We start from the raw sequence: 21310 nt of genomic DNA on the forward strand, positions 1-21310 counted from the left end.
ACAGCGCATTAGTCTGCGGCAGGTTGTTCTGTTTTTAGGAATGTTTTGATTCGTTCCAAATCCCGTGTTCTTGGGATTGGCGGTAAACTGCCGAGGAAGATGCCACCATAATCACGCGTCACCAAACGGTTGTCGCAAATGATTAAGGCACCATGGTCTTTTTGGTCTCGAATCAAACGTCCTACGCCCTGCTTTAACGTGATAACCGCATCCGGGATTTGCACTTCTGCAAACGGCTCACCGCCACGTAATCGACAATCTTCGATTCGGGCTTTGAGTAGCGGATCATCAGGGGCAGTAAACGGTAATTTGTCGATGATAACACAGCTCAGCGCATCACCTCTAACATCGATCCCTTCCCAGAATGCACCCGTCGCCACCAGCAGTGCATTACCCAGTTCCATAAACTCGGCAAGGGTCTTTTGTTTGCTCATCTCACCTTGCATTAACACAGGCAGATCCAGTACTTCACGGAAGCGTTCACCAAGCTCACGCATCATGCTGTGCGAAGTACACAGAAAGAAACAACGCCCGTCGTTCTCTTCAATCACAGGCGCAAGCATTCGCACCAGTTTGTCGGCTAAGCCTGGGCTGTTTGGTTCTGGTAAATAACGAGGCACACACAAACGTGCTTGCTTCTCGTAATCGAACGGAGATGGCAACGAAAACTGCTGTTTAGGCTTCAATCCAAGACGATCGGTAAAGTGTTTAAAGTCACCCGAAACCGCAAGGGTTGCAGACGTGAAAATCCACGCACCTTGTTTGATTTCGATTTGCTCATGGAATTTATCCGCCACCGATAGCGGCGTAATGTGCAAAGCAAAGTGACGTGGAGATGTGTCGTACCAGTATGAGTAACCAGTAATATCGACATCACAGACGCGGTCAATTCGTCCTTTGATCAGGTTGGCACGCTCAAAGGCGGTGTCCAGCAACTGGCTTCGACCCAACGCCAGTTTCAACACATCAATCGCTAGATCTAAACTATCGGTTAAACGCACCAATTCACGTTTGATCGATTCCGATTGCAAAGCTTCACGCCAGTTACCTCGAAAGCCCGGCTCACCCAGTACGATGCGTATATCCATGGCACTTTGCATCAGCTTATCACCGACTTTTTGTAGCTGGCGCATGTCTTTTGCTTCAGTGCGGTAAGCAATCTCAATGTCTTTAGCGAGCTCTTGAATCTGACGGCTAGAGATCGATTGTCCGAAGTATTCGCTAGCAATGTCTGGAAGCTGGTGGGCTTCATCGAAGATGAACACATCAGCTTCAGGGATCAATTCACCAAAGCCGGTTTCTTTGATCGCGAGGTCTGCAAGGAACAAGTGGTGGTTGACGACAACAATGTCCGAATCCATTGCGCGTTTGCGTGCTTTTAAGACGAAACAATCGGTGTAGCTCGGGCAATCTTTACCTAAACAGTTATCGTTGGTTGAGGTAATGGTTGGGATGATCATGCTGTCTTCTGGCAGATCATCACAGTCACCTAAATCGCCCGTTTTGGTTTCAGACGACCAAGTTCGAACCTTCACCAATTGGGTCAATAATGTTGGATCGGCTTCATTAGTATGGCTCTCGACCATTTGTCGGCTTAGACGATCCAAACATAAGTAATTGGATCGACCTTTTAGTAGCGCGACTTGTCCATAAAAGCCCAAAGCATTGACCATCAACGGTAGGTCACGGTGATACAACTGCTCTTGTAGGTTCTTCGACCCGGTACTGATGATGACTTTTTTGCCGCTCAAGAGCGCAGGCACAAGGTAAGCGAAGGTCTTACCCGTTCCCGTTCCGGCTTCTACCACCAGCTGAGTTTGGTCTTTGATCGCACTGCTGACGGCTTCTGCCATATCGATTTGTGGCTGGCGAGCTTGAAAGCCCGGAATGGCTTTGCCTAAAGCGCCCTCAGAGGAGAATGTTTTTGCGATCATGCCTGACATCTGGTTGGAAAAATTGTCGTGAGTATATCAGAGATACTTGTTCAATCAGACAACCTGCTGCGCTATTTCTGTCTATTCGCTCTCAACGACTCAATACGGTTTGCAGAAACGAGAGTTCCTCTTCCGACAAAGTGCTCATGGATTCAGAAACGGTTAGTTTCCTCAGTTGACGTTGCAACAGAGATTTTTGGTTTGCATTGAGCAAATGTAATTGTTCCATTAACTGGCGGAAATCCTCATCAGAAACACCAAAATGTTTAGGCATCCTTTACCTCCTCGACATTAAACACACGAATACTGAATCGCTTATATCAATTCGAGGGTTAACGCAGAGTAAACCTTGGTGTTTTAAATGAACAAATGAAGCACACCAAACAAGGGCTTCAACGGATAATTTGTTGAAACCGCGCCGAGAATAGATTATTTATGAAGTCAGATTGCAGTACGATTCACGCTTCTGACGTGACCCTTTTATTCGTACGCTAGAAAAATAATGCATGGAAGTATCTGATTTATGGAAAAGAAAACACTGTTAACCCATTGTTCTGACGCACCGGGTTTGATCTCAAAAATCACCAATATCTGTTATAAGCATCAGCTGAATATCGTTCATAATAACGAGTTTGTTGATAACACCAGTGGGCACTTTTTCATGAGAACCGAGTTGGAGGGTTACTTCAACGATCAAACGCTACTCGCCGATTTAGACCAAGCGCTGCCACAAGGTGCAAAACGTAAACTTATTAGCTCTCGCCGTAAACGCATCGTCATCCTAGTAACCAAAGAAGCCCACTGTTTAGGTGATATTCTGATGAAGACTTACGATGGCAGCTTAGATGTTGAAATTGCTGCGGTTGTTGGTAACTACGACAAACTTCAAACACTCACTGAACGTTTTGATATCCCTTACCATCACGTCACTCACGAAGATCTTAGCCGTGAAGAGCACGAGCAGAAGATGCTTGAAGTGATTGATCAATATGATGCCGATTACCTTGTACTGGCGAAATACATGCGTGTTCTCACTCCGACTTTCGTGGAGAAATACCGTCACAAGATCATCAATATCCACCACAGCTTCTTACCCGCGTTTATCGGTGCTAAGCCATACCAACAAGCTTACGATCGCGGTGTGAAGATCATCGGTGCTACGGCGCACTTCGTGACAAATGACTTGGATGAAGGTCCAATCATCAAGCAGGACGTTATTCCAGTAGATCACACGTTCAGCGCACAAGATATGGCGCAAGCAGGTCGCGATGTAGAGAAGAACGTATTGAGCAAGGCTTTGAATAAAGTGATCAATGACCACGTATTTGTCTACGGCAATAAGACGGTTATTCTGTAATTACTTCTCTCTTTTTACAATTTCACTATGAATAAACCCGCCTAACTGGCGGGTTTGTTTTTCAACAGTATCTTCCGCAATAAATCCCAAGAATCACTCCCCTATTTTATAGCTTTTCATCCTCTTTCAGCTATTTACTCGAGTAATGACTCTATCTATAATTCATTATCATTTTTATAAAATCACTTTAATATTACGGAATTAAAATGAAAAAAACGTTAGTGGCTTTTCTGATTGGGCTGACTTTGCCAGCAACCACAATCGCAGATACTCTTAAGCCTGTTAAGAATGATGTATCCACTCGCATTATCGGCGGTGAGCCAGCCAATACTTCTGACTGGAAGTTTATTGCTTCACTGGTACGTAAAGGACAGCCAGCATCTATTGGTCACTTCTGTGGCGGTAGTTTCCTTGGTGGAAAATACGTATTAACTGCTGCGCACTGCGTAGAAGACCTCAATGCGGACGATCTGGATATCGTTCTTGGTCTTTATGACAAAAACAGAGAGTCTCAAGCACAGCGCATCGCCGTTAAAAATATCTATTCACATGATGCATATAACAGCAAAACAACGAACAATGACATGGCTCTTATTGAGTTGGAACGCAGTGTCGACAGCGCGACTATTGCTCTTGCAACGCCAGAAGTTCTCGCTAACGTACGCGCAGGAGATAAAGTACATGTCGCAGGATGGGGAAACACCTCTACGACAGGAAGGGAATTTCCGGCTGTTTTACAACAAGTTGATTTAGAGTATGTGGATCGAGAGACCTGCCAAAACCTAGAAGGAGATTACGCCAACGTATCAGATGATGGCATCTGTGCTGGATACTATTGGGGAGGAAAAGATAGCTGCCAAGGAGATAGCGGCGGTCCACTCATCGTTGATGATAACGGTATCAACAAATTGCTAGGCGTGGTCAGCTGGGGGGGATGGATGTGCTCAACCAAACGCTTATGGTGTTTACGCCAACGTCGCTCATTTTCAACACAATGGTTGGATAGATAGCCATCGCAATACTATCAGCTTCACTCAGTACCGAGATCTTCGTTTCGTTGAGCGAAAAGCGCAGCAAGAGACCTTTACTATTCGTAATGACGATACTATCCCATTCAACATCTACCAAAGCACAATATCATACGGAAGTACCATCGAGAAAAGCACTTGTACTGGTACCTTAAAGCCTTCGCAAAGCTGTCAAATTACCGTCGGCTACCAACCTAGCTATTCGGAATCAGCAACAACGATAGAGCTCTTTACCGATCATCCGAAACTGTCCAAACTCACAACAACTTTCGAGTATTCAGGTGTAGATAAAGCAAGCAGATCAGTGCGTAATGCCATTCCGCTAGCAGACGCAAATGTTTATACCGGTCAAAACGCTTGGACGACTGAAAATGGTGAACTGCAATCAGCGGATATGGGAGCTTATCCTGGTGTATCTGAGCTGGTTTTGACCGATCTTCCGAAGGGCAAACTTACCATGGATCTCAAAGTAATGTCCGATGGTTTTGATTACTTTGCCATCTTTGTTAATGGTCAAGTTAACTATGTGACCAGCCAACTCCTCGCTTATGAAGAGCTCCAGATCGATCTGTACAAAACATCGAATACAATAGCGTTTGCATACCTCAAACAACCGAATTCGAGTGGTATTTACAGCGCGCAAGCAGTTATTCGTAATATAAATATGTCAGTCAGCACAGATAATACGGGCGATACTGGCAACACTGGTACCAACTTTAATAAAAAGTCTAGTTCAGGCGGCAGTTTATCTATTGGCCTACTGATGTTAATGGCTGCAGGTTCATTCGTACGACGCAAAAAAAGGTAACGAGATGAAACATAGACTCAAGATATTCCTACTTGGTTTGGGCACTATCAGTTTAACTGCATGTTCAGCAAACGCAGGACTGCAAACAAACCAGACGTCTGAGCACCAAACAATGATGGTAGAGGCTTATAGGACAAGTGAGAGTCAGATTTCATTTATCACAGAGTCTAACGGCTGCAGTGAAAACGAGGACTTTAGCCTAAAAATAGAGCAAAGCTCACAGACAGAGGCTCTTATTACTATCGTTAGAGACAAGGCGGATCATTGTAAACGAATGCCGTTTGCCAAAACTTTTACACTGCCTCTAGATGAAGAGTTGCAAGGCAAAAAGCTTTCCATTACAAACCCAAAAAGCAAGTCACTGACTAAATAATAGTTAGCATGCAAAAGGGAGCCTCGGCTCCCTTTTTACTTCCAACAACTAAGCAATCTTCACTCTAGCGTTTACGACTGCTCAGACTCAACAATACGCTTGAGTGAATGCGGGTGCAGCTTGATACAAATGCCTTGATACTTAAACGCCACGGTTGGGTTATTCAAGCGTTCGCCTTCCCCTTTCGGGCTCGATAGTTTGATCTTCACACCCAGCTCTTCTAACTCATTAAAGCGTGCGCCAAACGCTGGATAAGTGTGTTTCAAATCAGCAAGAAACTCATCTGCGGTTTCGGCATGAGACGGAATCACAAACTCCACATGTTCCCAGCTTTCAGTTGGGTAGATTTTGCCTTCCGCAGGGTATGGCAGCTCAAGACACTCAATCTTCCAACCACGGCTTTCTAACGCTTTGTCGAATTCAATAACAATAATCGGGCGACCGTTGATTTTCGCTTGTGAAATCACCTTACCGTATTGATTCCATGCTTCATGCGCAGCTTTTGCGGTATCAGTATCATTAATACGCAGCGCAATATGGTCAGCTTGAGCAAAGCTCAGATCCAGTTTTAACAGGGATGCAAGCTCTTCAATCTTCGCCATAAACGCATCCAGATCTTGGATCATCAATTCAGGCGCTAGGCGTTTTTCAACTAGTTGAGTCGTCATTGTGGCTCTCTTATGGGGCGATTTATCTCATTACTCTGCGCGCAATAGTAAACGCAAACCAAGCCACATTTCCATTCAATCGAAAAAGTATAAATTTCCCCAATTCCTCTCTGTATGAAAAGCAATAAAGTTGTTATCATTAGCCCCATTTTTGTGAACTCCAGCAGAACTTGGCACTTACTTCGCCGAGTTCTTCGTCCTTGAATTGAAGGAAACGCGTGTGAATATCCAAGCACTTATTAATGACAAAGTATCTCAGGCTCTAGAAGCCGCTGGCGCACCTGCAGGCAGTCCTGCGGCGGTACGCCAATCAGCAAAGCCACAATTTGGTGACTACCAAGCAAACGGCGTAATGGGCGTTGCTAAAAACTGGGTACTAACCCACGAGAATTTGCACAGAAAGTACTGGATGTTCTAGACCTAGAAGGTATTGCGAGCAAGACAGAAATCGCAGGTCCTGGTTTCATCAACATTTTCCTAAGCGAAGAGTTCCTAGCGAAGCAAGCGGAAGCAGCATTGGCTGATTCACGCCTTGGCGTTGCAGCAGACGAAGCTCAAACTATCGTTGCTGACTACTCTGCACCAAACGTTGCGAAAGAAATGCACGTTGGTCACCTACGTTCAACCATCATCGGTGATGCGGTAGTACGTACTCTTGAGTTCCTAGGTCACAAAGTGATCCGTGCGAACCACATCGGCGATTGGGGTACTCAGTTCGGTATGCTTATCGCAAACCTTGAGCGTGTACAGCAAGAGTCTGGCGAAGTTTCTATGGAACTGGCTGACCTTGAAGGCTTCTACCGTGAGTCTAAGAAACTCTACGACGAAGACGAAGAATTCGCAGTGAAAGCACGTAACTACGTTGTGAAACTGCAGAGCGGTGACGAGTTCTGCGCAGAAATGTGGAAGAAGCTGGTTGACGTAACCATGATCCAAAACCAGCGTAACTACGATCGTCTAAACGTATCTCTATCTCGTGATGACGTAATGGGCGAGAGCATGTACAACGACATGCTACCTAAGATCGTAGCAGACCTTAAAGCACAAGGTCTTGCAGTTGAAGATGACGGCGCGCAAGTTGTGTTCCTTGAAGAATTCAAGAACAAAGACGGCGAAGCGATGGGCGTTATCGTTCAGAAACGCGACGGCGGATTCCTATACACAACAACGGACATCGCATGTGCGAAATACCGTTACGAAGAACTAGGCGCGGACCGCGTACTTTACTTCATCGACTCTCGTCAACACCAACACCTAATGCAAGCTTGGACTATCGTTCGTAAAGCGGGTTACGTTCCAGAGTCAGTATCTCTTGAGCACCACGCGTTCGGTATGATGCTAGGTAAAGACGGTAAGCCATTCAAGACTCGTGCAGGCGGTACGGTTCGTCTTGCTGATCTTCTAGATGAAGCAGAAGTTCGTGCAGCACAGCTGATCGAATCTAAGAACCCAGAACTAGCTGAAGACGAGAAGAAAGCGATCGCTAACACAGTTGCAATGGCAGCGGTTAAATACGCAGATCTTTCTAAGCACCGTACCACGGACTACGTGTTCGATTGGGACAACATGCTAGCGTTCGAAGGTAACACTGCACCATACATGCAATACGCATACACTCGTGTAGCATCTGTATTCGCTAAAGCTGGCGTTTCTATGGATGATCTACAAGGTGAAATTAAGATCACTGACGAGAAAGAAAAAGCGCTTATCGCAAAACTTATGCAGTTCGAAGAAGCGGTTCAATCTGTTGCTCGTGAAGGTCAACCACACATCATGTGTAGCTACCTATTCGAACTAGCAGGTCAGTTCTCTAGCTTCTACGAAGCGTGCCCTATCCTAGTTGCTGAAGATGAAGCAGTAAAACAAAGCCGTCTGAAACTAGCAGCGCTAACAGCGAAGACCATCAAGCAAGGTCTGTCTCTACTAGGTATCGATACTCTAGAGCGTATGTAAGCGATTCGAGAATCGAGACTCGAGACTCGAGACTCGAGACGATTTAGAAAGGTTGGCGCGAAAGCGTCAACCTTTTGTTTTATCTGGCGTATACTGATGTCATTCAATTCAAATCGGATAATATAATGAGTTTTGAACTGCACCCTCAACTGGCAAAAGACACCACCGTTATCGGCCACTTCCCACTGTGTGTGACGCTTCTGCATAAAGACAACGCCGTGCCATGGGTTATCTTGGTCCCTAAACGTGCAAACCTAAAAGAGCTTCACCACTTGCCAATGCAAGAACAGCAACAGTTTTTGCTAGAGTCTCAAGCGGTGAGCCAAGCACTGGAAGCAACCTTCCGTCCAGACAAGCTAAACCTTGGTGCACTAGGTAATATGGTGCCACAACTGCACATTCACCATATCGCTCGCTTCAAAGATGACGTAGCATGGCCGGGACCGGTTTGGGGGAACACCAAAGGTGAATTCCGTACAGAAGAAGAGCAAAACGAATTGCTTGGTCGCATTAAAAATGTGCTGTCACTGAGCTCTATTTTCCAAAAAGCATAAGCACTGCTAGCGAAAATAATTCGTCTTTGAATACGACTGAAATAGACAGAGAAAGATTAATACACATTTGTAACAATCTTTCTCATTTTTCTGGGATTATCACTTAAATCAAACTTGTTTAGACTGCCAGCTCAATTAGAGAGGGTCATCATGAAACAAGTCTTCAACACATTCCGATACGTTAGCTGGATCGCCATCATCTGTTCTATGGCTGCTTCGTTCTTGCTTTTTGTTATGGGCGCAGCAAAAACCTATTCGGCATTTGCGGTCTTCATTCTTAATCAAACACCTCCAGAAGCACTCGCACATTTAGATAAAGCAGACATCGCGATCGCGTATTTGATCAAGTCACTGGATACGTTTCTTGTCGCGTTAGTTTTGTTCATTTTTGCTCATGGCATCTACACACTGTTTATTTCCAACAAAGCTAAAGCGAAAACACAAGAACAGTCGGTTTTGCATTGGATCAGAACTCCAAACATCGGCCACCTAAAAAATATTTTGGCTGAAGTCATCATCGTAATCTTGTTTGTGAAGTTCTTAGAGCTCGTACTGATTAACTTCGACAGCTTAGATTGGACGATCTTAACATTGCCTATTTCGATTTTAGTTTTAAGTCTTGGTTTGAAGTTCCTAGGCTTAGGTGCGACTAAACACTCTGAAGAGCATTGATTCCGCAGTATTCACAAACAATAACCAGAAAAAGAAAAGCCGCATCATTACAGATGCGGCTTTGTCGTTTTTACGTGATAACTTTTTAGGTGACTAATTCTGACAATCGCTACATGGTGACTGTCAGAGATAGACCATCTTGCTTGGTCACCGAGTAGCGTACTCGAGTCACGTCATGAGCTTTATTGGTGTCGACTAGACGGCTAATTTTACCCTTCTTAATCCACACGCTTAACATTGCGTCGGCACCATCTTCACTCATCCCAAACTGCTTAGCCAGATCTGACTGGGAGACGGTTCCTTTGTCTGCAATGTATTGATAAAGCTCTTTTAAAATCATGCTACTTGCGCCTCTAGAGAACCTTGTTGCTTCTTGCCAACTCGCTTGAACACACGATACGTACCAAAGAAGATAGCTACGATCGCTGCCATCCAAATACCACTGGTAATCGGGCTATCCGCGAAGTGCGTCAACTGGTTGTAGAACGTTGCACATAAGTACGCTAACGCCATTGTCCAAACTGCAATAAAGCGTGCGAACTTATGGCCAAATTCACGAACGTAGGCACCCATCGCCGCCACACAAGGAGTGTACAGTAGGATAAAGATTAGGTACGCAAATGCAGCATTGCCGGAGGCGAACTTCGCTTTAATGTTACCAAAGATAGACGCATCAACTTCTTGGTCTTCTGCCACTGCATTTGAGTCTGTTAAGTCACCAACCTCAATACCGAGCGGATCTGAGTAGCTCAAGCCAGCAAGGTTTTCAGGGATACTCATTACCGCCTCTTCTAGGCTGCCCATTAGATCGAATTCAGCTTCTTCACCATCGCTTGGTGTGGTGTATAGGCTGTTCAACGTACCAACCACCGCTTCTTTCGCGAAAATACCGGTAATAATACCTACTGTCGCTGGCCAGTTATCTTCTTGAACTCCGATTGGCGCGAAGACTGGTGTTACGACTTGTGCTGCTTTAGAAAGTACAGAGTTCTTACTGTCTTCGTTACCAAAGCTGCCATCGGTACCTAGCGAGTTAAAGAAGCTAAGAATAGCAACAACAACGACGATCGTTTTACCTGCCCCCAATACAAAGCGCTTTAGCTTTTGCCATGTTTTGATTACAACGTTTTGTAGTGTAGGAAGCTCGTAGTCCGGCATTTCCATCACCAAGCTATCACTGCTACCTGGGTAAAGCGTGTGCTTAAGGAAAAGACCCGTGAAGATCGCTGCCACAATACCAAGTAGGTAAAGTGCAAATACGATGTTCTGACCAGAACCAGGGAAAAATGCCGCAGCAAACAGCGCGTATACTGGTAGACGGGCACCACATGACATAAACGGCGCCATAGATGCAGCCAGTTTACGCTCACGCTCTTGGTCTAGGGTACGAGTCGCCATGATTGACGGTACGTTACAACCAAAGCCAAGAACCAGTGGTACAAATGCTTTGCCCGGCAGACCGATTTTTTGCATAACTTTATCAAGTACAAATGCAGCACGAGCCATGTAACCTGAGCTTTCAAGTACCGCTAGGAACAGATACAAACATGCAATAACCGGAATGAAGGTTGCAACAGTCTGGATACCACCGCCGATACCGTCAGCAAGCACCGTCACTAACCACACTGGTAAATGGCCATCTAACAAGTGATGACCACCATCCACTAATATCGCACCAACACCGATATCGAAAAAGTCGATGAACGCACTACCAATGTTGATAGAGAACATAAACATCAGGTACATCACAACAAAGAAGAACGGGATACCCACCCACTTGTTGAGGATGAACTGGTCGAGCTTTTCAGTCACACTACGACTTAGCTTACCTTCACTACGGCGTACTTTCTTACACTCTTCATGAAGATGTGTGTATTTTGTGTCGGCAACGTGCAGGTCAACATCCAGTTCAAGCTCAGCTATCGTGTTTTCAACGCTGGTGCGGTCAGCATCAGACATGCTATTAAGAACCAACGCGTCTTTTTCTAGCGCACGAATTGCTAGAGCACGGTTGGAAACGGTTTGATCATTGAAAAGAGCCGAAACGTTGTTGATCGCCGCTTCCATTTGCTCGCCGTAGTTCAAAGACATTTCTTTTAGTGCAACACCTTGAACCACAGACTTATGCAGCTTCTCTTTAAACTCTGCAACTTGTCCTTTATTTGTTGCAGACAAACTCACCACTGGGCAACCCAATGTTTTTTCTAACTCTGCAACGTTAATGACTTGGCGCTCACGCTTAAGCGCGTCCATCTTGTTCAACACGACGATCATTGGGCGACCGAGTTCGCGCAGCTGCAACGTCATATATAGAGAGCGTTCTAGACTTGTTGCGTCCACCACGTTGATGATTAAGTCAGCAGGATGAGTAAGTACCGCACGAGATGCAATTGATTCGTCGATACTGTTACTGTCGTTGCCACTGTCTAGAGAGTAGATACCCGGAAGGTCTGTCAGTAAGAACTCATCACCAGCATGTTTGTACTGACCTGTTTTCTTTTCAACAGTCACACCAGCCCAGTTACCGACTTGCTGCTTAGCACCAGTCAGGCCATTGAAAAGCGTAGTTTTACCACTATTAGGGTTACCAACAGTAAGAATTTGGTATTGCATTATGCTCGCTCCACTTCGATGTTCTGCGCAATGGTTTCTCGCAACGCAACAGAAACACCACGGACTTCAACTTGCAGTGGATCCCCCATTGGCGCACGTCGAATCACTTTTACTTCTGTGTTTGGCAACAACCCCATAACCATCAGCTTTTTTCTGACATCCGATGTGAGACCTTCCAATAATCGGATGGTCACCGTTTCTCCGGGTTTAATTTCTGATAGCTTCATAGTGGCCCTTAAGAGTATTGCTAATGATAAATATTATTATTAAGACTATTTAATGCGCCGATTCTACTCTTCTACATCACCTTAATCATTGTGTGAAATCAAAGATTTCACTATTACCACCGACAGTTTAACGTTAACTCCGTCAAGTTATATCACGTCACTTTCGTCAAAATCGAATATTTTCAGGCTAACCAAAATTAACACAACCGTAACAAACCAAGTTGAGCAACATTGATTTTCATTTAAAAACAGCAACTTAATGTCAAAATAAAACTTTGTCGCTTTTCTCACATAAAGCTGTCGTTATTTTTATAAGAAAAATAAGTAAGGTCTCGTATAGTTAACCCATCGAGAGGCAATAGCCACTCAAAAGAATTCCAGAGGTGGCATGGCAACATGTCACTCCGGCAGCAAGCGAAGGTGTCATTGACACCCGTGGTATAGTCCCCCCGGCTATACCACGATATTTTTTTTCTTCTCTTTCTTCATTCGCTTATCACTTAACGTCCTATAATCCCTAAACGTTTTCCTCGAAAAAACCAATTATTCTCGTTGCCTATCGCAATTTTATATCGCCATTGTGCTACATGTATTCCTCGTTAGATGGATCGAGCCTTGCATCCCGCATCCCGCATCCCGCATCCCGCATCCCGCATCCCACCAGATTAAATCTTATTCCCCTTCTGCCTAGCATCCATATCGCGTTCTTTACGATACCGCTCGTCTTACAAGCGTAAAAAAGCCCAACTCTAATAGCTGGGCTAGATAACTTTGAATTAGAACTACAGGCTTGTTTGGCTCTCTTGTGTCATCGCGAACTTAGACGGCGGTAACCCGAAGTGTAATTTAAACTTCTGACTAAAGTAGGATGGGTCATTGAAGCCGCAGTTGAAGGCAACTTCACTGATCTTCTCACCTGCTAGCAACTGCTCACATGCGGTCTCCAACCTGACTTCTGTTACATAATCTTTTAGTGTTCTGGACGACGCCGACTTAAATCGTCTCTGCAAGCTTCGCTCAGACATAAACAACATCTTAGCGGCAGATGCCGTACCAAACTCTGGATCGTGGTAGTGCTCAGCCACTAACTGATACACTTTCATTAACCACTCTTGCTCAGGCGACATCTCTTCTTGTTGAGGTTGCTGTGTCTGAGCAAACTCAGGAAGCGCCTCCTCAACATGACTTGGCTCTTGAGCACATGGCCACGTAATCTCTATCTTATTTTGAGCATCAGAAGTGAACATCGATAAATGGCCGCCACTGGCTGCAACTAATTGAGGCAGGTTATCCATACTTAAGTCAACATTGTTGGTGCTCGTTGGGCGTATTGTCGATGCTTTACTTGGCAACTGAGTACCATGGTCAATGAAGCTCAGCGAGACAATATCATTGCCCTCTTCCAGTGTTAATTTAACCAACTGTCCCCGGAACGAACGCTTGATGATATTGGCAAAGATGCTGTTAAAAATGACATCGAGGTTAAAGCTTTCTAGTGAAATGCGGCTCGCCTTTTGCTCATCTTGCAGTTCGACATTAATGCCTGCTTTTGAAAAGTCCTCGCGCCAAACATCCACCACCGATTGGGTTATCTGACTTAAGTTGTAATTTTGACTGCCGCTGCTGGTGTCTTCAGGAGCACTTTTAAGCTCGTTCAATTGCCAGTAGGTCTTGGATAAATGGTCTTGAGTTGCCGAATCCACATCAATAGGAAGCTTGTTCGCGATCGAATCAATACTCGACTTTATCGATTGAGCAACATGATCCACCAGCAGGTTTCTTACCTGAATCTGCTTTCTCAATTGTTGGTTACTGGTCAACAACACTCGACTTTGATGGCGCAGCTGATTGGTTTTTAGCGTAACTTGAGCTGCCAGATCTCGGTTAGCTTGCAGCACATAGCGTGAGCGCCAATACATTAGAAGGGCAAGAACCGCAATAACAGCCAAGGTAAAACCCGATATGGCCAACTTCGATAGATACCATGGTTTAAGCACTGTAAATCTGGAATCTAATCCAATCAGACCCGAAGCCAGTTGTAAGTCATTACTAACCTGTAAGTGGTAATCGCCAGAATTCAGGTGTTCTAACGTTAATTGCCCACCTTCTAACGTTTGCCATTTTTCACTTTCATTTAAGCGATAATACAAATTCTGATTGTCAGGCTTGGGCATCACACCAAAAAGGAAACTAAGGGACGACCCATAAGGCAGCTTCATCTCTTCTAAGTAGGCACTACCCACTTGTACCACTTCATTTTCCAGCATGACTTGGCTAACAATAAGCTTAGATTCTGGCGTGTTAGAAACCAGCAATTTAGACGAGTCAGCTTTAACTAACCCATACTGAGAGCCAAAGATAAGTTGGCGATCACTATCTTCAGCACGACGGATAACGTTACAAATGCCTGGTAAGAATTCATTATTGATAAGGCCCGATGAAGAAGAGTAATGCTTCATGAGCTGTCCAGATAAATGGTAGTAACTTAAGCCAACAGAAGAAGCAAGCCACACCCCTTCCGAATCACTAAGCAAACAAGCTGGGCGAGAGTTTGCGACACTCATCTCCATCACTTGTTTTTCATTGCTGCCCGGAACGGTTCTGAAAACGCCATAGGCGGAAGCAAACCACTGCGAGCCATCATTTGCGGTAATAATATCGAGTGATTCACCGTACTTTTCTGAAAAATGGTTAAAGCGAATTCGCTCTCCGTCATACTCGTAAACGCCGTGGTCAGTCCCTATCAGCAGTAACTCTTCCTTGTCGTACAGACGCGTAATCTTCGCGGGTAAGAACTTACTCACTAACCATTCGCTGCCAAAATTTCTCATAGTCTGGTTAACAGCATCAATATTAAATAGCTGATAACCACTGGATATCCAAAGGCGATTGGGGCCATCAGCGGTAATATGGTCGATTGTCTTGCCTGCGATAACTTGGAGGTAAGGGAATGTCATCTGCTGTAAGTTTTTCAGGCTATATATTTCCAAACCCGTGGACGTGGCAACCCAGAGCCTCTCTCCCTGAAAAGCAAATTCGTTAATTTGTGACGACACATTCAACACATCGGTAATGCTGCCATTGTTCGAGCGATACAACTTATGATCGTCCGCAAACCAAAGTGCACCATCGGGTCCGGTAAGCGTCTGCCGAATACGACCAGAGAGCATTTGCTGGTCATAACTGCTGAACGTAATTCGCTCAAACTTTTTACTAAACAGAGAGTAATAGCGAATGCCTTGGTTGGTGGCAATCCACATTCCCCCCATATTATCGTTCAGCAACGAGTAAATTTTGGTGCTAGCGAGCTCTAGTTCTAGAAAACTTGCTGGTGTCACTTGGGTTACTTCGCCAGTTAAGAAGGAATACAAATAAAGACCTTGCTCTGTCCCTACCCAGTATTCTTGATTGGTTTCAGCAAAGGTTAAGACATGAGAAGCGCCGATTCTAATAACAGGCTTGCCGGGCTCATAGATATTAAATATCAACGCGCCTTTTAAAGTACCGACTAAGATTTCACGACGAGTATGGGAGTAATACACTTTCTCAATGTAATTTTTGCCCGATGAGACAACATGATTAAACTTGCTGCCTTCTGATAGGTATACGCCTGAAGTTGTCGCCAATGCCCACTTGGTTTCGACAAAGATAGCGTCATTAATATAGACGTAACTGTTGTTGCTATGCTGATAGAGCTGTAATAGAGAAAAGGAGTTCAGTTCGCTGGTTTCAACATTATAGGTATAGAACTGCGCACCATCACTGACCCAAATATAGTTCCCGGATGAGCCAATCTTACGGATCTGAGAGCCAGGGTTGAGGCTAAAGACTAAACGGCGCTCTTGGTTCGGATAAGTTTGATACACCTCGTTTTCAATAAATGTCCAAAATGAACCTTTGTGGTAAGCCAACTGCTCTACTTTGTTTCTGAGGAAGCTACCGGATTTTGGCAGTGTGGTTTGACCATCATAGAACAGAACACGACCATGAACATCATGGATCCAGAGCCCACCTTGTTCACCGAGGAACAATTTTTTCGCTGCAATGAAAGTGCCCTTAACCTGATTCGGCAAAGGGTAAAAGATCGCATTCGCTTCACTTGAAGCAATTGCTTGAAATGAGAGGATAAAAGCCCCAAAAAATAGGGCTATTTGGCGCAGCAAGATAAAATCCTTACATGTATCAATACGTGCGGTCTCATCATTCACTCATGCTTTCCGTAGCTGAGTGGCTATATGGTTATTTCGAGCCGCTAATTATTGATAATGATATCTCAAATCCTTTGATAGGAAAGACTCACTGCGCCTAAGGTTTGCAATTCTTACTGCTAGATCACGTTAAAAACAGATCTGATGCAAGAAGCACAACACAATTGTTACTTTTCGCTCAAACACTGACTAAAGCTATTCGACATACCTTGAAGAAATTCAAAGTAACTGCCTGACTTTACGTCAATCTCGCTACCTAACGGATCAAGAATACCCGTTTTTACGTCACTGCCGCGCATCACACTCTCAATCACAGCGGGTGTAAATTGAGGCTCTGAAAACACACAGGCTACATCACCAGTGCCAAGTGTTTTACGAATATGAATCAACGTTTTCGCACCAGGTTTTCGATCAGGAGAAACGGTAAAGTGACCCATTTGATTTAGGTCGTAGCGCTCTTCAAAATAACCGTAGGCATCGTGGAATACAAAGTAACCTTTGTCTTTCACTGGTGTAAGTTGCTGTTTGATTTCTGCGTCTGTCGCTTTCAACTGAACTTCGAACTTGTTTAAGTTTTCCGCATAAGTTGCAGCGTGTTCAGGGTCAGTTTCAGCCAACTTGTGAGCAATAGCATTCGCAACTTGTTGAACGGTTTCAATACCTAACCAAAAGTGAGGATCGTGAGTGCCATGGTTGTGACCGTCATGGTCATGAGCATGTTCGCTACCAAACTCGCGCAATGACAAATCCGGAATTTGACTAATCGTTAGCGTATTACCTTTGTCGGTCACGACTTTCTCTAGAAACGGCTCAAGATCATGACCGTACCAAATGACAAGATCTGCCGCTGCAACTTTCTTTACATCGGATGGACGCAAAGCATAGTCATGAGGCGAAGCGTTGTTTTGAAGCAGCACGTCTGGTTTTGTCACACCTTCCGTTAGCTCGGTTGCGATCATTTGAATCGGTTTAATACTGGTTAACACAGTGACTGCGTGAGCAGGTAAGGTTAACATTGCTGTAGCAGCAAGAATTATAGCTCTTTTCATAGTTTTACTTGGGGTATGGCGTGGAAAGTGAGATAATGTTACATTATAACATTATTATTTTGCAAATGAGTTTCATTCATGTCTTCACTAGTCCGTCTTGAGCAACTGTGCGTCGAGTTTGACGAACGTAGAGTTCTCGACAATGTCACTATGGAATTAGAAAAGGGCAAGATCACTACCCTAATTGGTCCCAATGGAGCGGGAAAATCGACGTTAGTTAAAGTCATTCTAGGTCTCCAGAAACCGACCAGCGGTAAATTAACCAAACAGCGTAAGCTGAAAATTGGTTATGTCCCTCAGAAACTGAAACTCAACGACTCTCTTCCGCTGAACGTGATTCGCTTTTTAAACCTCGCAGGCAAGTATAGCAAGCAAGAGTGCCTTGATGCGTTACGCCTTGTCGGTGCCGAGCACCTGATCGCAAGTAACATGCATCGTCTATCTGGTGGCGAAAATCAACGTGTACTTCTAGCACGAGCGCTCCTTCAACGCCCAGAACTTCTCGTTTTGGATGAACCCGCTCAAGGTGTCGATGTTCAAGGCCAAATAGACTTATATGACCTGATTGAAAGCATCCGCCATCGCTTTGATTGTGGTGTGTTTATGGTTTCACACGACCTACATTTAGTCATGGCTAAGACCGATGATGTGATTTGTTTGCATCACCACGTGTGCTGTTCAGGCTCGCCGGCAACCATTACTCAGCATCCTTCTTACATTGCTCTATTTGGCAATGCCACCCGTGAGTCTCTAGCGTTTTACCACCATGACCACGAACACCATCATCACGATTTAGCTGGCTCACCAGTCACTGGCGACGCTACCTCTTGCTCAAACCACGCTCACGGACATCACCATCATGATTGAGTTTTTACTGCCTTCAATATTGGCCGGCATTGGTATCGCGATTATCGCAGGTCCACTTGGTTCATTCGTAGTGTGGCGCAAAATGGCTTACTTTGGTGACACACTCGCGCACGCGTCTTTAATGGGGCTGGCGCTTGGCTTTCTGCTAGATATCAACCTATATCTTGCTCTGCTCGTTTGCTGTCTTGCATTAGCGGTACTGCTAGTGACACTTCAAAAGCAACAGCTTGTCGCGACGGATACATTACTGGGCATTTTGGCTCACAGTGCTTTGTCGATTGGTTTGGTTTCCGTCAGCTTCTTAGACAATGTTCGCGTCGATCTAATGAGCTACTTATTTGGTGACCTATTGGCGGTATCACCTCAAGATCTGATGTTCATCTATGCTGGTGTCATCGCAGTTAGCGCATGCTTATATCTTTTCTGGCGCCCACTACTATCTAGTACCGTGAGTGAAGAGCTTGCTGCTGTGGAAGGTGTGAATACCGATTTGGTACGTCTAGTTCTGATGCTTATGGTTGGTGTAGTGATCGCAGTCGGTATGAAGTTTGTTGGCGCACTGATCATGACTTCACTACTGATTATCCCAGCGGCAACGGCTCGTAAAGTCTCTTCTTCACCGGAGCAGATGGCGCTGTTTGCATCGATTATTGGTTCTATCGCGGTGTTGATGGGACTGAGCCTGTCTTGGCATTTCGATACTCCAGCGGGTCCCTCTGTCGTCATCAGTGCCACATTCTTATTCATGATTAGCCAACTTATTAGCCGCAAAGCATAGCCCGAGCGTTTAATACAACCCACCTCATGCTTGAGACAAAAATCAAAGCAAGATAAAAAAAAAGGTGGGACAGAAAAAGAAAAGCCTGCGAAGTCGCAGGCTTTTTAATGCTTATAGTGTGGTTTGGTTAATTACCAACCTGTCACTTCACGTAGACCTTTACCAATCTCAGCTAGAGATTTCACAGTCTTAACGCCAGCTGCTTCTAGTGCTGCGAATTTGTCTTCTGCAGTACCTTTACCACCAGAGATGATTGCACCTGCGTGACCCATACGCTTACCAGGAGGAGCAGTAACACCCGCGATGTAAGAAACCACTGGCTTCGTTACGTTTTCTTTGATGTAAGCTGCTGCTTCTTCTTCCGCAGTACCACCGATCTCACCAATCATTACGATTGCTTCTGTTTCAGGGTCTTCTTGGAAAAGCTTCAGGATGTCGATGAAGTTTGAACCTGGGATTGGGTCACCACCGATACCAACACACGTTGACTGGCCAAAGCCTTCGTCAGTCGTTTGCTTAACCGCTTCGTACGTTAGTGTACCTGAGCGAGAAACGATGCCCACTTTACCTTTCTTGTGGATGTGACCAGGCATGATACCAATCTTACACTCATCAGGAGTGATAACACCCGGACAGTTAGGACCGATCATGCGAACACCAGTTTCTTCTAGCTTCACTTTTACATCGATCATATCTGTCGTTGGGATGCCTTCAGTGATCGTTACGATAAGCTCGATACCAGCGTCGATCGCTTCTAGGATTGCATCTTTACAGAATGGTGCTGGTACGTAGATAACTGTTGCTGTTGCGCCAGTCACTTCTACTGCTTCACGTACTGTGTTGAATACAGGAAGACCAAGGTGAGTTTGACCACCTTTACCCGGAGATACACCACCAACCATTTGTGTACCGTAAGCAATTGCCTGCTCTGAGTGGAAAGTACCTTGACCACCAGTGAAGCCCTGACAGATTACTTTAGTGTCTTTGTTAATTAGTACAGACATTATTTAGCCTCCGCAGCAGCAACAACTTTCTGAGCAGCATCTGTTAGCGACTCAGCAGCAATGATATCAACATCAGAATTAGCAAGAACTTCGCGACCTAGGTCAGCGTTAGTACCTTCTAGACGAACAACAACAGGTACCGTTACACCAACTTCTTTCACTGCACCGATGATGCCTTCTGCGATCATGTCACAACGAACGATACCGCCGAAGATGTTTACTAGAACCGCTTTCACGTTGTCATCAGATAGGATGATTTTGAATGCTTCTGCTACACGCTCTTTTGTTGCGCCGCCACCTACGTCTAGGAAGTTAGCAGGCTTACCACCGTGTAGGTTTACGATGTCCATTGTACCCATCGCTAGACCCGCACCGTTAACCATACAGCCAACGTTGCCATCCAGTGCCACGTAGTTCAGTTCCCACTGAGCTGCGTGCGCTTCACGCTCGTCTTCTTGTGAAGGATCGTGCATTTCACGAAGCTTAGGCTGACGGTATAGCGCGTTTGAGTCGATGTTGATCTTACCGTCAAGACACAGCAAGTTGCCTTCGCCAGTAATAACCAGTGGGTTGATCTCTAGTAGCGCTAGGTCGTACTGAGAGAACATAGTGCCAAGACCCATGAAGATCTTAACGAATTGTTTGATTTGGTCACCTTCAAGACCAAGTTTGAACGCTAGCTCGCGACCTTGGTAAGCCTGAGGGCCTACTAGTGGATCGATCGCTGCTTTGTGGATTAGCTCCGGCGTTTCTTCCGCAACTTTTTCGATTTCCACACCACCTTCAGTCGAAGCCATGAAAACGATCTTACGAGTTGCACGGTCAACAACCGCACCAAGGTAAAGTTCGTTAGCGATGTTAGACGCTTCTTCTACAAGGATTTTAGTAACAGGCTGACCATTTGCGTCTGTTTGGTAAGTAACCAAGTTCTTACCTAGCCATTTTTGTGCGAATTCTTTTACGCCATCTTTTGTATCGTGTAGCTCAACACCGCCCGCTTTACCGCGGCCACCAGCGTGAACCTGACATTTTACAACTTTCTTTTCAGTAATGATGCGACCTGCTGCTTCAAAAGCTTCTTGTGGCGTATCACATGCGTAGCCTTCCGGTACAGGCAAACCGAATTCTGCAAACAGCTGTTTGGCTTGGTATTCGTGCAAATTCATTTTGATATTCCGTTTGTTTATCCCTTAAGGGATTTATTATTTCCATAACGC

General features: G+C 45.1%; 16 protein-coding genes and 2 pseudogenes. 8 read left to right on the plus strand and 10 right to left on the minus strand.

Going from position 1 to position 21310, the window contains the following annotated elements; translation table 11 throughout:
* Nucleotides 1-8: 8 nt before the first annotated feature.
* Complete coding sequence (locus tag KHO06_RS13240; RefSeq protein WP_212581738.1) at nt 9-1934, minus strand: ATP-dependent DNA helicase; 1926 nt, start codon at nt 1932-1934, stop codon at nt 9-11.
* Nucleotides 1935-2025: 91 nt separating this feature from the next.
* Nucleotides 2026-2208, minus strand: coding sequence for a hypothetical protein (locus KHO06_RS13245; RefSeq protein WP_005428722.1), 183 nt, complete (start codon nt 2206-2208; stop codon nt 2026-2028).
* A 249-nt stretch (nt 2209-2457) separates the two neighbouring features.
* Here KHO06_RS13245 and purU point away from each other — a divergent pair, with 249 nt between their 5' ends.
* From purU to KHO06_RS13260, 3 genes and pseudogenes are all read left to right on the plus strand, one after another.
* The gene (purU, locus tag KHO06_RS13250; RefSeq protein WP_005428723.1) at nt 2458-3291 is read left to right on the plus strand and encodes a formyltetrahydrofolate deformylase; all 834 of its coding nucleotides are present in this window, start codon (nt 2458-2460) and stop codon (nt 3289-3291) included.
* Nucleotides 3292-3497: 206 nt separating this feature from the next.
* Nucleotides 3498-5127, plus strand: a pseudogene (locus KHO06_RS13255) (serine protease).
* Nucleotides 5128-5131: 4 nt separating this feature from the next.
* Nucleotides 5132-5500: a hypothetical protein gene (locus KHO06_RS13260; RefSeq protein ID WP_212581739.1), complete on the plus strand. Its 369-nt coding sequence runs from the start codon at nt 5132-5134 to the stop codon at nt 5498-5500.
* A 71-nt stretch (nt 5501-5571) separates the two neighbouring features.
* Here KHO06_RS13260 and KHO06_RS13265 read toward each other — a convergent pair whose 3' ends face one another.
* The gene (locus KHO06_RS13265; RefSeq protein ID WP_045397483.1) at nt 5572-6168 is read right to left on the minus strand and encodes a VOC family protein; all 597 of its coding nucleotides are present in this window, start codon (nt 6166-6168) and stop codon (nt 5572-5574) included.
* Between the two features lie 220 nt (nt 6169-6388).
* Here KHO06_RS13265 and argS point away from each other — a divergent pair.
* The 3 genes and pseudogenes from argS (at nt 6389) to KHO06_RS13280 (ending at nt 9347) form a co-directional block, all read left to right on the plus strand.
* A pseudogene (gene argS / locus KHO06_RS13270) lies at nt 6389-8121 on the plus strand (arginine--tRNA ligase).
* A 125-nt stretch (nt 8122-8246) separates the two neighbouring features.
* Nucleotides 8247-8675, plus strand: a complete 429-nt coding sequence (locus KHO06_RS13275) for an HIT domain-containing protein (protein WP_212581740.1) — start codon at nt 8247-8249, stop codon at nt 8673-8675.
* A 150-nt stretch (nt 8676-8825) separates the two neighbouring features.
* Nucleotides 8826-9347, plus strand: coding sequence for a YqhA family protein (locus KHO06_RS13280; protein WP_005426711.1), 522 nt, complete (start codon nt 8826-8828; stop codon nt 9345-9347).
* A gap of 109 nt (nt 9348-9456) precedes the next feature.
* On the opposite strand, the gene KHO06_RS13285 is transcribed toward KHO06_RS13280, so the two are convergent.
* The 5 genes from KHO06_RS13285 to znuA form a co-directional block, all read right to left on the minus strand.
* Nucleotides 9457-9687, minus strand: coding sequence for a FeoC-like transcriptional regulator (locus KHO06_RS13285; protein ID WP_005426709.1), 231 nt, complete (start codon nt 9685-9687; stop codon nt 9457-9459).
* Complete coding sequence (gene feoB / locus KHO06_RS13290; protein WP_212581741.1) at nt 9684-11960, minus strand: Fe(2+) transporter permease subunit FeoB; 2277 nt, start codon at nt 11958-11960, stop codon at nt 9684-9686. Before feoB ends, KHO06_RS13285 begins: the two co-directional genes overlap by 4 nt.
* Nucleotides 11960-12187 (minus strand): FeoA family protein, encoded by a 228-nt coding sequence (locus tag KHO06_RS13295; RefSeq protein ID WP_005426705.1) that lies wholly within the window; start codon nt 12185-12187, stop codon nt 11960-11962. The genes feoB and KHO06_RS13295 overlap by 1 nt, the downstream gene beginning before the upstream one ends.
* A gap of 782 nt (nt 12188-12969) precedes the next feature.
* Nucleotides 12970-16350 (minus strand): AraC family transcriptional regulator, encoded by a 3381-nt coding sequence (locus KHO06_RS13300; protein ID WP_212582480.1) that lies wholly within the window; start codon nt 16348-16350, stop codon nt 12970-12972.
* A gap of 212 nt (nt 16351-16562) precedes the next feature.
* A complete protein-coding gene (gene znuA, locus KHO06_RS13305; protein ID WP_212581742.1) occupies nt 16563-17444 on the minus strand; it encodes a zinc ABC transporter substrate-binding protein ZnuA in 882 nt (293 codons plus the stop codon).
* A gap of 78 nt (nt 17445-17522) precedes the next feature.
* On the opposite strand from znuA, the gene znuC reads away from it, so the two are divergent.
* Together znuC and znuB are read left to right on the plus strand one after the other, a co-directional pair.
* Nucleotides 17523-18311 (plus strand): zinc ABC transporter ATP-binding protein ZnuC, encoded by a 789-nt coding sequence (znuC, locus tag KHO06_RS13310; protein ID WP_038892101.1) that lies wholly within the window; start codon nt 17523-17525, stop codon nt 18309-18311.
* Nucleotides 18304-19089: a zinc ABC transporter permease subunit ZnuB gene (znuB, locus tag KHO06_RS13315; protein WP_212581743.1), complete on the plus strand. Its 786-nt coding sequence runs from the start codon at nt 18304-18306 to the stop codon at nt 19087-19089. The genes znuC and znuB overlap by 8 nt, the downstream gene beginning before the upstream one ends.
* A 131-nt stretch (nt 19090-19220) precedes the next feature.
* Here znuB and sucD read toward each other — a convergent pair whose 3' ends face one another.
* Nucleotides 19221-20093 carry a succinate--CoA ligase subunit alpha gene (sucD, locus tag KHO06_RS13320; protein WP_005436989.1) on the minus strand — a complete coding sequence of 291 codons (873 nt, stop codon included), beginning with the start codon at nt 20091-20093 and terminating at the stop codon, nt 19221-19223.
* Nucleotides 20093-21259 carry an ADP-forming succinate--CoA ligase subunit beta gene (gene sucC, locus KHO06_RS13325; RefSeq protein ID WP_212581744.1) on the minus strand — a complete coding sequence of 389 codons (1167 nt, stop codon included), beginning with the start codon at nt 21257-21259 and terminating at the stop codon, nt 20093-20095. Before sucC ends, sucD begins: the two co-directional genes overlap by 1 nt.
* Between the last annotated feature and the right edge of the window lie 51 nt (nt 21260-21310).

Source organism: Vibrio sp. B1FIG11 (assembly GCF_905175335.1).
Taxonomy (GTDB): Bacteria; Pseudomonadota; Gammaproteobacteria; order Enterobacterales; family Vibrionaceae; genus Vibrio; species Vibrio campbellii.